A 12227-nucleotide genomic window follows, 5' to 3' on the forward strand; every position below is an offset into this window, starting at 1 on the left:
TCTTCCCACCCTCCCCCTGTGGGAGGGTCAAACGGTCGAAGACCGTTTGGGGAGGGGTAAAGCGTCACACAACAACGCCGATCGCATGCAAGATATGTGAATGCCGCAGGGGCACTGCGTTAAGGCGCCGGACCAATTGAACCTCCATCCCGAAACCAGCTACTCTTGTTTATTCATCCATCTATCGGTGGAGTGAGCGCAATGGCCGGCAAGACGCCCGTCAAATCGACAAAAGCCGCAAGGAAGGCCCCCGCCAAAGGGGTCGCTGCGAACCCGGCCGGCCAGCGCAAGACGGCGCCAACGTCGAAAGCCGGGAAGCCGGTCCTCCTCTCGGGCGGCAACCCCCAGATCGCCAAGGCCTATGGCGACGCCCCGGTGCAGGCCTATATCGCGGCCATGCCGGGCTGGAAACAGGGCGTCGGGCGCCGCATCGACGCGCTCGTTACACGCGCCGTCCCCGGCGTGCGCAAGGCGGTCAAATGGAACTCGCCCTTCTATGGCGCGGGCGACGAGGACCAGGGCTGGTTCCTCAGTCTTCATTGCTTCACGAAATACATCAAGGTGGCGTTCTTCCGCGGCGCGTCGCTGCGTCCTGTCCCGCCCGGCACCTCCAAACAGAAAGGCGTGCGCTACCTCGACATCCATGAGGATGACCCGTTCGACGAAGCACAGTTCGCCGCCTGGGTGAAGCAGGCAAGCCAATTGCCCGGCGAGAAGATGTGAGCCTGGTCGGATGAACGATCTATTGCGGTTCCCAAGTGCGGTCCGACGCGATCCTCGGATTGAGGCCTGGTTCTCGGACTTCGCCGATCCGTTCCGGTTGATGACGCGGGCATGGTTTGAGCGCATGCGCGGCTGCGGTGCCGACGTCCGCGAGCTCCTGCACGACGGATGTCCGGTCGCTTGCGTAGGAAACGCGCCGTTTGGATATGTCAACGCATTCAATGCTCACGCGAGTGTCGGCTTTTACTATGGCGCAATGCTTGCGGATCCCGTCGGACTGCTCGTAGGCGACGGCAAGCGCATGCGTCATGTGAAACTGCGCCCCAGCAAAGAGCTGGACGATGAGGCCTTGGGTGACTTGATCGCAGCTGCCTGCCGCGACATCCGGCAACGCCTCGGGCTGGTCTAGCGTTGGCCGGTGTGCAGGGCGGGGCGTGTCTGAAGCTTGACGGATCGTCTCGACGAATGCGCGCTTCGCGCCAATGAGGGACGCGGCCGTCAATCTCGATCCGTGCAAATTCTGTCTCAATGTTTCCCGTTGATTTTACCGGGATGTTTACTTGAAGAGAGGCATTCTTCGCCACGGTACAGACAAGCAGGCAGGTGAGGGATGATCCGCCGGGTGATCGGAAAGCTCTTTGGCAAGCGGAAAGCGGCCCGGGCGTCGCGCGAATTCGCCACCGAGCTGTTGCGCGGTATCGTGGAAAACGAAGCCGCAACCGCCATGATGCAGGCGGATGCGCGAAACAGCAGCGAGCCCTGCGCCCTGCTTACGCCGGTCGTACCGTTACCCGCACAACAGCATGCCGGGTGGTTTGGCGGCATGCCTCGCTTGCCCGGCAACATTGCATGGCCGGAGATCGAGGGCGAACCTCTTCGCTTCATATGCCAGCTGGACCTGTCTGCGCTGCCTGAGAACATCTGGTCGGGCCTCGGTCCCAGGCGGGGCTGGCTTGCGGTTTTCCTCCACCCCGAAAAACTGACCCCGAAGGTGCTCCACATCGAAGGCGAGTTGAAACGGCGCGAGGGTCCGGGGCAGACGGATGCGGTCTGGTTCTGGCCGCGTGCTTACGACAAGCAAAGACCGCCATTGCAGGCACATTCGCCCGAGTGGCCGATCGCGGTCATGGAACATGTCGGACAACTTCCTCCGCCCGCGGGATGGCGCAAAGGCAAGGCGCCCGGCTTTCCCGATCCCCGCGATGCCGAGAGCCCCGACCTCTCCAACGCGGCCTTTCATCCGTTCAACGAAGCGACGCTCTCGGCACTCCTCGAGAGCGTGCGGAAACAGTTGAACGAAAGAAAAGCACGAATAGACGGGCTGCTTCAGAAAAAATGCCGCGACGAAACCCGGACGGAACTGGAGAGAATGCAACCCGAAGCGTCGCGCGCGCTGGAACGGTTTTCGCTCATCGAAGATGCGCTGTTGCCTTTCACGAAGGAATTTGAACTCGGACCCGTCGGGGAACTGGTAGCACAGCTCTCCGCCCTTCCTTCCTGCGATACAAACTATCTGAAGAATGACGAAGAAGGCTATGCCGTCATCACGTCCGCGATCCAGACGCTGTGCGAAAAGCCGGATCCACGCGCAGGCGGATGGTGGTATTGGGGCTATGCCGACCGGCTTTATCGGCATGCCATATACGCCTACACCTCTACACCCGAAGCGCTCCATCCCGAATTGCGTCTACGGATGGAAACGATCTGGCAATTCGAAGCCCGGCATGAGTGCGGAGCCATGGGACATGCGCCGCTTGGCCATGTCTACACACCTCATGGACCGGCAACGCGGAACGCGGTCTTGCTGGGGTTTCCGACAAGTTCGATGGTCGGCTGGGCGTGGGGCGATATGTATTCTCTCGTCCTGTTCATCGATCGCGATGACTTGTCGCGCGGGGATTTCAGCAATGTGATCTTCGACATCACAAACTAGAAAGCTTAAGCTTGCTTGCCTGCACACAGATTGCAGAATGATCGTCGGTGAAGGTGGAAGGCCGCCGGCAACGATCACGAAGAAAGCGACAACCACCATGAAGAAGACTTCGGGAACCCGGCAGGAAACAAAAGCAGAAACCTCGCCCGCTCAACTGATCGACGCGAAAATCGCGGCGCTGGGCGATTGGCGGGGCGAGACGCTCGCCCGCGTCCGGAAGCTCATGCACGCGGCCGACTCTAAAATCGTCGAGGAGGTGAAATGGAGAAAGCCGTCGAACCCGACGGGGGTTCCGGTGTGGGAGCATGCCGGCATCATCTGCACCGGCGAGACCTACAAGGACAAGGTGAAGCTGACCTTCGCCAGCGGCGCCGCGCTGGAGGATCCTTCGGGCCTTTTCAATTCGAGCCTCGACGGCAATGTGAGGCGCGCCATCGATTTCCATGAGGGCGACAGGATCGATGAAAAGGCATTAAAGGCGCTTATACACGCCGCCGTTGCTCTCAACGTTTCGGCGCACGCCGCCCGCCCCGTCCGCGCCCGGAAGAAACCGAAGAGCGCTTGAGGGCCTCAGCGGGCCGTCATGCCGCCATCGATGACGAGTTCCGCGCCCGTCATGTAACGCGACTCGTCGGACGCCAGGAACACGATCCCGGCCGCGATGTCCGAGGGCAGGCCGGCATAGCCGAGCGGCGTCGCAACCGCGATCGCATTCGGATCGATCGCATTGGCGCCTTCGGCGATCGGCAACACGCTGGAGGCGAGCGCATCCGTGCCGTCCGGCGTCATCTTCTGCCAGATCGCGGTGTCGATGATGCCGGGATGAACCGAATTGACCCGCACATTCATCTGTCCTTGCGCGCATTCGAGGGCGACGGCCTTGGTGAAAAGCCGGACAGCGCCCTTGGTCGCGCAATAGCCGGCAAGCCCCGGCGCGCCCTGGAGGCCGGCAACCGATGAAATGTTGATGACCGAACCGCCGCCCGACGCCGCGATGAGCGGAACGGCGTGTTTGACGCCGAAGAACACGCCATCGACATTGATCGCCTGCTGGCGCGTCCATTGCTCGTAGGACATTTCGAAGACCGAGGCGCCGATGGCGATGCCGGCATTGTTGACGAGAATATGCAGGCCGCCGAACTCGGCCTTGGCGGCGGCCACGATTTCCGCCCAGCGGGCTTCGCTGGTGACGTCGTGCCTGTGGGCCGAGGCCGTGCCGCCGGCCTTGCCGATCAGCGCCGCCGTTTCCTTGAGACCCGCCGCGTCGACATCGGTGACGATGACTTTCGCCCCCTCCGCCGCCAGCGCCAGCGCCGCACCCCGGCCGATGCCGCTCGCGGCACCCGTTACCAGCGCCACCTTGCCGCTTACCCGTCCCATGTTTCGTCTCCCGGTTTTGCTTGTTTTGGCCGATACTCTTCCGGCTTTTGGGTCAATGTTCTAGGGTATCCGCCCTAGTGCCGCAACGGCCCACCCCACCCCTTGCTTGCAGAAAAATGTACTGTGGTCTATTTTCTGCGAAACGCGACGTTACAGAACACTGGAGGATGAAGCCGTTGAAATCCGCCGAGATCGAAACGGACGCCCTGCCCCGCCGCCCCGGCAAGAAGGAGCGCACGCGGCAGGAAATCTACCGCACGGCCATGCGCCTCTTCGGCGAGCATGGCTATGACGGCGTCACCATCGAGGATATTTGCGCCGGCGCGGGCATCGCCAAGGCGACGTTCTTTCTGCATTTTGCTGGCAAGGCGACGCTGATCCATGCCTTCAACGACGAGATCACGGCCGCTTTCTCCGAAAAGCTCGCGACCCATGACGGCACCGCCGAAGAACAGCTTTATTTCCTCGCGGCGGCATTCGAGGAGCAGTGGCAGGGCAATGCGCCTGTCATGCGCAAGATGCTGAGCGAATTCATGGACCAGCCCGCCGCCCATCTCGTGACATCGCAGCTCAACGAAAGCGTGATCGATCTTGTCGCCGCGATCCTGCGCCGCGGCCAGGCGCGCGGCGAGTTCCGCCCGAGCTTTACGCCCGAGATCGGTGCCGCCGCCATCGTCGCCACATGGAGCGCGCTGACCGCCTGGTGGAGCGCCCACCCCGAAGCCGACACGTCGGCATTTAATCGCGAATTTCTCGACATCGCGCTGAACGGCTTCAAGGCCAAGGCGCCCGCAAGAACATAGAATTCGACAACAGGGAAACATTCAGAAAAGGAACCCCGACATGGCCGGCACAAAAATGCGCTTCGGCGCCTTCATTGCCCCCTTCCACCCGCTCGACGAAAATCCGACGCTGGCGATCGAGCGCGACATCGAACTCGTCCAGTGGATGGACCGGCTCGGCTACGACGAAGCCTGGATCGGCGAACATCATTCGGCGGGCTACGAGCTGATCGCGAGCCCCGAACTCTTCATCGCGACGCTGGCCGAACGCACAAAGCATATCCGTCTCGGCACGGGCGTTTCCTCGCTTCCCTATCACCAGCCGCTGATGCTGGCCGATCGCATCAACCAGCTCGATCACATCACGCGCGGCCGCGTGATGTTCGGCGTCGGACCGGGCGCGCTTCCCTCCGACGCCTTCATGATGGGCATCGAGGTCGCCAAACAGCGCGACATGATGGACGAGGCCCTCGATGTTATCGTGCCGCTGTTGCGCGGCGAAACCGTGACGGCGAAGACGAGCTGGTTCGAACTCAACGAGGCGCGCCTGCAGATGACGCCGTACTCGCGCCCCGGCGTCGAGATCGCGGTCGCAAGCCAGGTTTCGCCGACCGGCGCCACCGCCGCCGGCAAGCATGGCGTCGGCCTCCTGTCGATCGGCGCGACGTCCGCCGGCGGCTTCAACGCGCTTTCCACCAACTGGGCGATCTGCGAGGACACCGCAAAGGACAACGGCACGACGGTCGACCGCAATGCGTGGCGCCTTGTCGGTCCGGTCCACATCGCCGAGACGCGCGAAAAGGCGCGCGAGAATGTCCGCTTCGGTCTCGAAAAATGGCTCTACTACTTCCGCGAAGTGGCGGCCCTGCCGCTGGCGCCGACCGATGGTTCGGATCCGGTCGACGCACTGATCGCTTCCGGCATGGCTGTCATCGGCACACCGGACGACGCGATTGCGCAGATCGAGCGGTTGCAGAGCCAGTCGGGCGGTTTCGGCGCCTTCCTGCAGATGGCGCATAACTGGGCCGACTTCGACAACACGAAGAAATCCTACGAACTGATGGCGCGCTACGTCTTCCCGAAGTTCCAGGACCTGAACGTCAACCGGGAAGCTTCGCTCGACTGGGCACGCACCAACCGCCCGACCTTCATGGGTCAGGCGATGATGGCGGTCGGCACGCGCGTCGCCCAGCACATCGAGAAGAAGGGCACCGAAAACATCCGCCCGGAAATTCTCGAAGCGATGGGCCTCGGCAAGAAACCCGACGCCGCGCAGTAAACAGCGCACGCGCAAAAACAAAAGGGCGGCTCATCGAGCCGCCCTTTCCGTTATCGGTAATGGAATCTAGAACCTCATTTCACCGGCGCAGATCCGCCCGTAAAGCCCCTGGTCCAGCGGCACATATTTCTTCTGCACCGGGCAATTGAAATAAACGGGGTCGGGCACGATCGAGGGATCGAACCCTTCCTTCACAAGCTCAACCTTGCGGTGTTTGAACGTGCCCGTGATTTCGATTTCGGGCTGCAGGCGAACGAAGACCGGTACCGCATAATCCGGCAGCTCCTTCTGCATCTGCGTGCGGAAATGATCGAGATCGAGCGCACCGTTGGCGGCGACGATCGAGGCCATGCCGGCGCGACCATCGGCGCCCGGCACATGGACGCCATAGACATTGGCCTCCTTGACGCCCGGAAAGACCGAGATCGCTTCGGCCACTTCCGACGTCGCCACGTTCTCGCCTTTCCAGCGGAAGGTGTCGCCGATGCGGTCGACGAAATAGTAGTAACCCCGTGCATCCTGCCGCAGCAGGTCGCCGGTGCGGAACCACGCATCGCCTTTCTCGAAGACGTCGCGCAGAATCTTCTTCTCGGTCTCGTCTTTCTTGGCGTAACCGTCGAAGCGGCCGGTCGGCTGATCGGGATCGTTGCTGATCTTGCCGAGCGCCTCGCCAGCCTCGCCGGCTTCGGCCGGGATGCAGAACCCGTCGGCCCCGCGCACCGGCTTTTCGTTCTCGATGTCGAACTTGACGATCTCGACATTGAACTTCTTCTTCGCCCAGCCCGGCACGCGCCCGATGGCGCCTTGCGTGCCGTCGAAATTCATCAGTGCCACATTGCCTTCGGTCGCCCCGTAGAATTCCAGAATGTGCGGAATCTTGAAGCGCTTCTGGAAGGCCGGCCAGATCTCCGGACGCAACCCGTTACCGATCACCATGCGCAGCTTGTGCTTGGTTTCCTTCGGGTGCTTGCTGGTGTTGAGCAGGTAGCGGCAGAGCTCGCCGATATACTGAAAGAGCGTCGCGCCGTATTTGTTCGTGTCGTCCCAGAAGTGGGTCGCCGAAAACTTCTGCCGGATGATCACCGAGCCACCAACGGTCAGTGTGGTGCCGACCGCGCAGACGCCGCCGGCCGAATGGTAGAGCGGCAGCACCACATACATGCGGTCGCTCTCCTTCGCGTTCACGGCCGCCGCGAAAGCACCCATCATCGTCAGAAGACGCACATGGGGAATACGCGCGGCCTTTGGATTGCCGGTCGTGCCGCTGGTGTAGATGTAAAGCGCGTCGTCTTCGATCGTCAGGCCGGCACGGAAGTCGGCCGGCAGCGGATCGCCCGACTGCTGCGCGAGCGCCGCATCGAGATTGTTGGCGCCCTGCACGCTCCCGCCCGTCGCCCAGACCGTCATCGGCCGTTCGAGCTGGTCGGTGGCCGTCGAATAGTTCTCGGCAAGTTCCGTCCCGAGAATAAGATGGCTGGCATTCGAGATGTTGAGGCAATGGGCGAGCGGGCCCTTGGTGAGATTGGTATTGATCAGCGCCGCCGTCGCGCCCGCCTTGATGATGCCGAGCCAGGCCACGAGATATTCCGGCCGGTTCTCCATCATCAGCGCAATCACGTCGCCGCGCCCCAGGCCCTGGTCCTTGGCCCAGCGCGCATAGCGATTGGCCGCCTCGTTATATTCGCGATAGGTGATCTTCCGGTCTTCGAAATAGATCGCGATGTTGTTCGGCTTGGTCCGCGCCAGTTCCTCGATCGTGTCGGCAAGTGTGTGCGCCGCATTCTCGCGAACGGCGGTCGCCTTTTTCAGCGTGCGGAGCGCCGCACGCAGAAAGGTAATTTCATTGCCGATCCGTTTGATCAGACCCATCCCCGTATCCCTCCGGTCCCGAAAAAAGCTGAGCTTTTCTTGTCTTCTCTTTTATGCCCATGGCCCCCGGCAACCGTCAAGAAAAGCCGGAATTTTACCGGTAAATTCGGCGTCAACGACGGGGACCGCCAAAACGGAGTGACAGCGACAGGCAGCGCGGCCATCATCGGGCCGCCTGCCAGACTCGTTCGGAGCCGGACCGGAAATGCCAGAAACAGATGAAAGCCGCGACGATCCGGGCGAAATCCTGCTCGATGTGATCGGCCAGCAATGTCCGCTGCCGGTGCTGCGCGCCCGCAAGCGTCTGTTGCGCCTCGCGCCCGGCGCGCTTTTGCGCGTCTTTGCGAGCGATCCGGTGGCGCGGATCGACATGCCGCATTTCTGCGCCGAGGCAGGTCACGAGCTTCTGGAAATGCGCGACCGCGGCACCTGGATCGAATTCCTGATCCGCCGGGGTGATAATATCCATGAAGACGACATGGACTTGGTGGCAAAGCCGGTGCGCAGTCTTTAGGCGAAGAATTCCTCGGCGAGGATGGCGTAGAGATATTCGTCGCGCCACGCCCCTTGGATAAACCGGCTCTGGCGCAGCGCGCCTTCGCGGCGCATCCCGAGCCGCTCCATCACCCGCGCCGACGCCTTGTTGCGCTGGTCGCATGTTGCATAGATGCGCTGCAGCCCAAGCTCGCGGAAACCGGCCTCCATCAGCGCCTGCGCGGCCTCGGCCGCATAACCCTGCCCCCAGTAGTCGGGATGCAGCGCATAGCCGAGATCGCCGGTGAGCCGGTCCCAGTCTGCGAATTTGAGACCGACGCCGCCGATCAGGCGCGGCTTCTTGCCGCCCCGGAGAACGATGGCGAGGTCGAAATCGACGCGTGGCTTCTGTTTCTGATCGTTGAGAAAGCCGCGGATCGTCTCCCGGCTCTGCGTCAGCGTGTTCGGTCCCCAGATCAGATGCCGCGTCACCTCCTCGAGCGAGGCATAGGCATGAACCTCGTCGAGGTCGCGCACCGTAAAGTCGCGCAGGACGAGACGCGGTGTTCCGATCGGCAGCGACAGCGCCGGCGTGGATACGGCGCGGCCGCCGAGCCTCATTTTATCCCCGCTTCGGCGAGCGCCGTCAGGGTCGCTTTTTGCGGTTCCCGAAAGCCGACCACAATGGTCCCGTTCGATGCCTCGAAGACCGGCCGCTTGATCAGCGCCGGGTGCTCGGCCATCAGTTTCAGAGCATCATGCCCGACCATGCTTTTGGGCATGTTTCGCCATGTCGTGCTGGCCTTGTTGAGCAGCGTTTCCGCGCCCACGGCCTTGGCGAAACGCTTGACGTCGGCAAGCGCGATGCCGTCGGCCCGGACGTCGTGAAAGCGATGGGAAATGCCCTGATCCTTGAGCCATTTCAAGGCCTTGCGGCAGGTGTCGCAATTCTTCAGCCCGTAAACGGTCAGCACCATCCCCTCCCCGCATGCTTCATCATGGCAAAGCATAGCCGGGAAGCGGCAAAGGCCAAGCGGCCTTGCGCCGAAAACCGAAAAACTGGCTGAATCAGGCCGCTTTCTTGAGCGCCTCGCGCTCAATGAACTGGCGTTCCCGCTCGGAGGTAACGGGCTCGACCGCGCGGTAAGCCTCCGGCGGCATGATGCCGAGCAACGCCCGCACTTCCTCGAGCGGCTTGTCGAGCAGAGCCTCCCAATCGGCCGCGGGCAGCCATTTTGCCTGCTTTCCGTGGCGGAAACCCTCGCGTATGACGCGTCCGAGCTTCAGGTCGGGATTGCGTTTGACACTGAGGCGCCAGCCCACCAGCACGATGAAACCGATGCCACGATTGCGTGTTTGCGCATAACTGAAGGCAAGCAGCGCCAGCTCACCGAGCCCGTCGCGGCCATAACCCGTCGTCACATGCCAGAGATCGTGCGAATCGCGCAGCCGATCGCCGAAAATCTGCTCGTCTTCCGGCCGTTCCTCGCGCAGCGGCACCTCACGGCTCGCCTCGACAAGTCCGTCGGCCGTCAGGTTTTCTTCCGCCATGAATTCATAATAGGTACGGCCGAGGGTGCCCTCCGGAAGGCGCGACAACCGTTCACGGTCGTTAAGCGCCGCAATGAGGTCACGCTTTTCGGCGACGATCCGCTGCCCCATCTCGGTGGCGATGAAGCGCTTGAACATGCGGTCGCGGACACTACCGGACAAGGCGTCGATGATCTTGAAGACTTGGCCCGTATCTTCCTTGTCGGCGATCAGGGCGCGGACCGCCCGAATGGCCTTCAACGGCTCGATACGCTTGCGTTTCGCCTTTGAGGGGGCTGCAGCGCTGAAATCGGCTGGACTGGCTGTCGTCATCGCTCTAATCCCGTTGTTAGGATGAGGTATACCTCTACGCCCCTTGCAGCTTTATGTATCAAGTACTGACATTGTTGTCAATATAAATCGCTTGAAGGAGACCGGCTTGTCGACCGTCGCCAAAACCGCCGCCAGCCCCGCCAAAACGACGGGAAAACGCATCCGCCGCACCGCCGAGGAGGCGCGGCGGCTCATTCTGGACGCCGCCGAGGAGCGTCTCGCCCGGCAGGGCCCTGAAGGCTTGCGGCTTCAGGACATCGCCCGCGACATCGGCATCTCGCACCCCGCCATCCTGCATCATTTCGAAAGCCGCGAAGGGCTGGTCCGTGCGCTGATCGCGCGCGCCAATGCTCAACTGCGCGACACCATGCTGACGGCGCTCGGAGGCGAACACACCAAGGCGGACGCCTCCGACCATATCGGCCATGTGTTCGAAGCCTTGAGCGATCGCGGCACGGCGCGCCTGCTTTCCTGGCTGCTGCTGACCGGACGCGCGACAGAAAAATCCGATGCCCACAACGTCATGGGAGAGATCGTCGAAGCCCTGCAAAAACGGCGCGAGGAATATGCGGCTCTCAAGGGCAAGCCGGCGCCTGACAGGGAAGACACTTTGTTCATGGCGATGCTGACCGCCAACGCGGCGTTCGGCGAAGCGATCGTCGGACGGCAACTCGCAGAAGCCGTCGGCCTCGACGCCGACGGCATCAAGCGCTTCCGTAACTGGTTTGCGAAGCTGCTGAACGAACACTGGGACGGCGAGCAGTAGCAGCGCGCTCAGGCGGCACCGTCATAGACGACGAGATACTCGACGTTGTGTGCGCCCGGATTGGCGTACCAACTGGCCGCACGTTGCGGAATGCGCAGGCAATCGCCGCGCTGCAAACGAAAGACCGCATCGCCATTGCCGAATTCGAGCCCACCCTTCAGCACGACGATCTGACGCTCGCCGGCCGCATAGGCTGTCGCCGGATAGTCGACGCGTGCGCCGGCCGGCAACGAGACGTGCACGATGTCGATCCTGGATCCAGGCGGTGTCACGGAGCGCCGCAGGTAACCCGTCGCAGGATCTGTCCAGACGGGCTGCTCCGATGCGCGCGCAAGCGGCGACGGCGCTGTCTCGACTTCGCGAAAGAGATCGGAAACCGCAAGGCCGAGCCCGCCGCACAAGCGCCCGAGCAGGCCCGCCGTCGGACTCGAGTGCCCGAGTTCGATCCGGGAAATCATCGCCCGGCTGACGCCCGACGTTTCCGCAAGTTGTTCAAGGGTCAGACCGCGCGCAAGACGCGCCTCGCGCAGCCGCGCCGCCACGCGTATCTCGATATCGTCGGCAGGCGCCGATTTTGCCGATTGACGTCTATCTAGTTTCATGGAATAAATTCTAATATAATAGATCATTGTCGCCAAAGAGATTTTCGATGGGCATTGAGGTTCGCACGGCACAGGAGTCGGACCTGCCCGGCATCCTTGCGATCTACAATGATGCCGTAGCCAACACGACCGCGATCTGGAACGAAACGGACGCCGATCTCGAAAACCGCCGGCTCTGGGTGGAGGAGCGGCAGGGGCGCGGCTTTCCGTTGCTGGTCGCCGACGACAGTGGCGCGGTCGCTGGTTACGCCACCTTCGGCGACTTCCGCCCGCATGAGGGCTATCGCTTCACTGTCGAAAATTCGATTTATGTGCGCGGCGACCTGCGCAGGCGCGGCATCGCCGGCACCATGATGCCGCCGTTGATCGAAGCGGCCGCGAGACTCAGCATGCACACAATGATCGCCGGCATCGAGGCGGAGAACCTCGCCTCGATCCGCCTGCATGAGCGCTTCGGCTTCCACGAGGTCGCGCGCATGCCCGAAGTCGGCCGCAAGTTCGACCGCTGGCTCGATCTTGTCCTGATGCAGAAGATGCTCGGGTGAGCCCATAACGC

General features: G+C 62.3%; 15 protein-coding genes. 9 read left to right on the plus strand and 6 right to left on the minus strand.

Features of this window, described 5'->3' with window-relative positions; all coding sequences use genetic code 11:
- Positions 1–201: 201 nt before the first annotated feature.
- The 4 genes from WEB61_RS07405 to WEB61_RS07420 all read left to right on the plus strand — a co-directional run bounded on the left by WEB61_RS07405 (position 202) and on the right by WEB61_RS07420 (position 3221).
- A complete protein-coding gene (locus WEB61_RS07405; protein ID WP_368063693.1) occupies positions 202–723 on the plus strand; it encodes a DUF1801 domain-containing protein in 522 nt (173 codons plus the stop codon).
- Between the two features lie 10 nt (positions 724–733).
- Complete coding sequence (locus tag WEB61_RS07410) at positions 734–1132, plus strand: DUF1801 domain-containing protein (RefSeq protein ID WP_368063694.1); 399 nt, start codon at positions 734–736, stop codon at positions 1130–1132.
- A 201-nt stretch (positions 1133–1333) separates the two neighbouring features.
- A complete protein-coding gene (locus WEB61_RS07415; protein WP_368063695.1) occupies positions 1334–2656 on the plus strand; it encodes a DUF1963 domain-containing protein in 1323 nt (440 codons plus the stop codon).
- Between the two features lie 97 nt (positions 2657–2753).
- The gene (locus tag WEB61_RS07420; RefSeq protein ID WP_368063724.1) at positions 2754–3221 is read left to right on the plus strand and encodes a DUF1801 domain-containing protein; all 468 of its coding nucleotides are present in this window, start codon (positions 2754–2756) and stop codon (positions 3219–3221) included.
- 5 nt (positions 3222–3226) lie between these two features.
- On the opposite strand, the gene WEB61_RS07425 is transcribed toward WEB61_RS07420, so the two are convergent.
- The gene (locus WEB61_RS07425) at positions 3227–4036 is read right to left on the minus strand and encodes a glucose 1-dehydrogenase (protein ID WP_368063696.1); all 810 of its coding nucleotides are present in this window, start codon (positions 4034–4036) and stop codon (positions 3227–3229) included.
- Between the two features lie 176 nt (positions 4037–4212).
- Here WEB61_RS07425 and WEB61_RS07430 point away from each other — a divergent pair, with 176 nt between their 5' ends.
- Together WEB61_RS07430 and WEB61_RS07435 are read left to right on the plus strand one after the other, a co-directional pair.
- Complete coding sequence (locus WEB61_RS07430; protein WP_368063697.1) at positions 4213–4839, plus strand: TetR/AcrR family transcriptional regulator; 627 nt, start codon at positions 4213–4215, stop codon at positions 4837–4839.
- A 40-nt stretch (positions 4840–4879) separates the two neighbouring features.
- Positions 4880–6097 (plus strand): LLM class flavin-dependent oxidoreductase, encoded by a 1218-nt coding sequence (locus WEB61_RS07435; protein WP_368063698.1) that lies wholly within the window; start codon positions 4880–4882, stop codon positions 6095–6097.
- A gap of 66 nt (positions 6098–6163) precedes the next feature.
- On the opposite strand, the gene WEB61_RS07440 is transcribed toward WEB61_RS07435, so the two are convergent.
- On the minus strand, positions 6164–7966 hold the full coding sequence (locus tag WEB61_RS07440; RefSeq protein ID WP_368063699.1) for a long-chain-acyl-CoA synthetase: 1803 nt from the start codon (positions 7964–7966) through the stop codon (positions 6164–6166).
- A 205-nt stretch (positions 7967–8171) separates the two neighbouring features.
- Here WEB61_RS07440 and WEB61_RS07445 point away from each other — a divergent pair, with 205 nt between their 5' ends.
- The gene (locus WEB61_RS07445; RefSeq protein WP_368063700.1) at positions 8172–8480 is read left to right on the plus strand and encodes a sulfurtransferase TusA family protein; all 309 of its coding nucleotides are present in this window, start codon (positions 8172–8174) and stop codon (positions 8478–8480) included.
- On the opposite strand, the gene WEB61_RS07450 is transcribed toward WEB61_RS07445, so the two are convergent.
- The 3 genes from WEB61_RS07450 to WEB61_RS07460 all read right to left on the minus strand — a co-directional run bounded on the left by WEB61_RS07450 (position 8477) and on the right by WEB61_RS07460 (position 10303).
- Complete coding sequence (locus WEB61_RS07450) at positions 8477–9061, minus strand: GNAT family N-acetyltransferase (RefSeq protein ID WP_368063701.1); 585 nt, start codon at positions 9059–9061, stop codon at positions 8477–8479. The genes WEB61_RS07445 and WEB61_RS07450 overlap by 4 nt on opposite strands.
- The gene (locus WEB61_RS07455) at positions 9058–9417 is read right to left on the minus strand and encodes a Spx/MgsR family RNA polymerase-binding regulatory protein (protein WP_368063702.1); all 360 of its coding nucleotides are present in this window, start codon (positions 9415–9417) and stop codon (positions 9058–9060) included. The genes WEB61_RS07450 and WEB61_RS07455 overlap by 4 nt, the downstream gene beginning before the upstream one ends.
- Before the next feature lie 91 nt (positions 9418–9508).
- Positions 9509–10303, minus strand: coding sequence for a Coq4 family protein (locus WEB61_RS07460; RefSeq protein ID WP_368063703.1), 795 nt, complete (start codon positions 10301–10303; stop codon positions 9509–9511).
- Between the two features lie 106 nt (positions 10304–10409).
- On the opposite strand from WEB61_RS07460, the gene WEB61_RS07465 reads away from it, so the two are divergent.
- Positions 10410–11069 carry a TetR/AcrR family transcriptional regulator gene (locus WEB61_RS07465; RefSeq protein ID WP_368063704.1) on the plus strand — a complete coding sequence of 220 codons (660 nt, stop codon included), beginning with the start codon at positions 10410–10412 and terminating at the stop codon, positions 11067–11069.
- 8 nt (positions 11070–11077) lie between these two features.
- Here WEB61_RS07465 and WEB61_RS07470 read toward each other — a convergent pair whose 3' ends face one another.
- Positions 11078–11671: a helix-turn-helix domain-containing protein gene (locus WEB61_RS07470; RefSeq protein WP_368063705.1), complete on the minus strand. Its 594-nt coding sequence runs from the start codon at positions 11669–11671 to the stop codon at positions 11078–11080.
- A gap of 53 nt (positions 11672–11724) precedes the next feature.
- Here WEB61_RS07470 and WEB61_RS07475 point away from each other — a divergent pair, with 53 nt between their 5' ends.
- On the plus strand, positions 11725–12216 hold the full coding sequence (locus WEB61_RS07475; RefSeq protein ID WP_368063725.1) for an N-acetyltransferase family protein: 492 nt from the start codon (positions 11725–11727) through the stop codon (positions 12214–12216).
- Positions 12217–12227: the final 11 nt, after the last annotated feature.

This window comes from Parvibaculum sp. (assembly GCF_040882025.1).
GTDB lineage: Bacteria > Pseudomonadota > Alphaproteobacteria > Parvibaculales > Parvibaculaceae > Parvibaculum.

Excerpts from the sequence above, each read along its gene's own strand:
- WEB61_RS07445 (WP_368063700.1), top strand. The coding sequence starts at position 8,172 with ATGCCAGAAACAGATGAAAGCCGCGACGATCCGGGCGAAATCCTGCTC.
- WEB61_RS07440 (WP_368063699.1), bottom strand. The coding sequence starts at position 7,966 with ATGGGTCTGATCAAACGGATCGGCAATGAAATTACCTTTCTGCGTGCG.
- WEB61_RS07425 (WP_368063696.1), bottom strand. The coding sequence starts at position 4,036 with ATGGGACGGGTAAGCGGCAAGGTGGCGCTGGTAACGGGTGCCGCGAGC.
- WEB61_RS07455 (WP_368063702.1), bottom strand. The coding sequence starts at position 9,417 with ATGGTGCTGACCGTTTACGGGCTGAAGAATTGCGACACCTGCCGCAAG.
- WEB61_RS07415 (WP_368063695.1), top strand. The coding sequence starts at position 1,334 with ATGATCCGCCGGGTGATCGGAAAGCTCTTTGGCAAGCGGAAAGCGGCC.
- WEB61_RS07410 (WP_368063694.1), top strand. The coding sequence starts at position 734 with ATGAACGATCTATTGCGGTTCCCAAGTGCGGTCCGACGCGATCCTCGG.
- WEB61_RS07460 (WP_368063703.1), bottom strand. The coding sequence starts at position 10,303 with ATGACGACAGCCAGTCCAGCCGATTTCAGCGCTGCAGCCCCCTCAAAG.
- WEB61_RS07420 (WP_368063724.1), top strand. The coding sequence starts at position 2,754 with ATGAAGAAGACTTCGGGAACCCGGCAGGAAACAAAAGCAGAAACCTCG.
- WEB61_RS07450 (WP_368063701.1), bottom strand. The coding sequence starts at position 9,061 with ATGAGGCTCGGCGGCCGCGCCGTATCCACGCCGGCGCTGTCGCTGCCG.
- WEB61_RS07470 (WP_368063705.1), bottom strand. The coding sequence starts at position 11,671 with ATGAAACTAGATAGACGTCAATCGGCAAAATCGGCGCCTGCCGACGAT.
- WEB61_RS07405 (WP_368063693.1), top strand. The coding sequence starts at position 202 with ATGGCCGGCAAGACGCCCGTCAAATCGACAAAAGCCGCAAGGAAGGCC.
- WEB61_RS07435 (WP_368063698.1), top strand. The coding sequence starts at position 4,880 with ATGGCCGGCACAAAAATGCGCTTCGGCGCCTTCATTGCCCCCTTCCAC.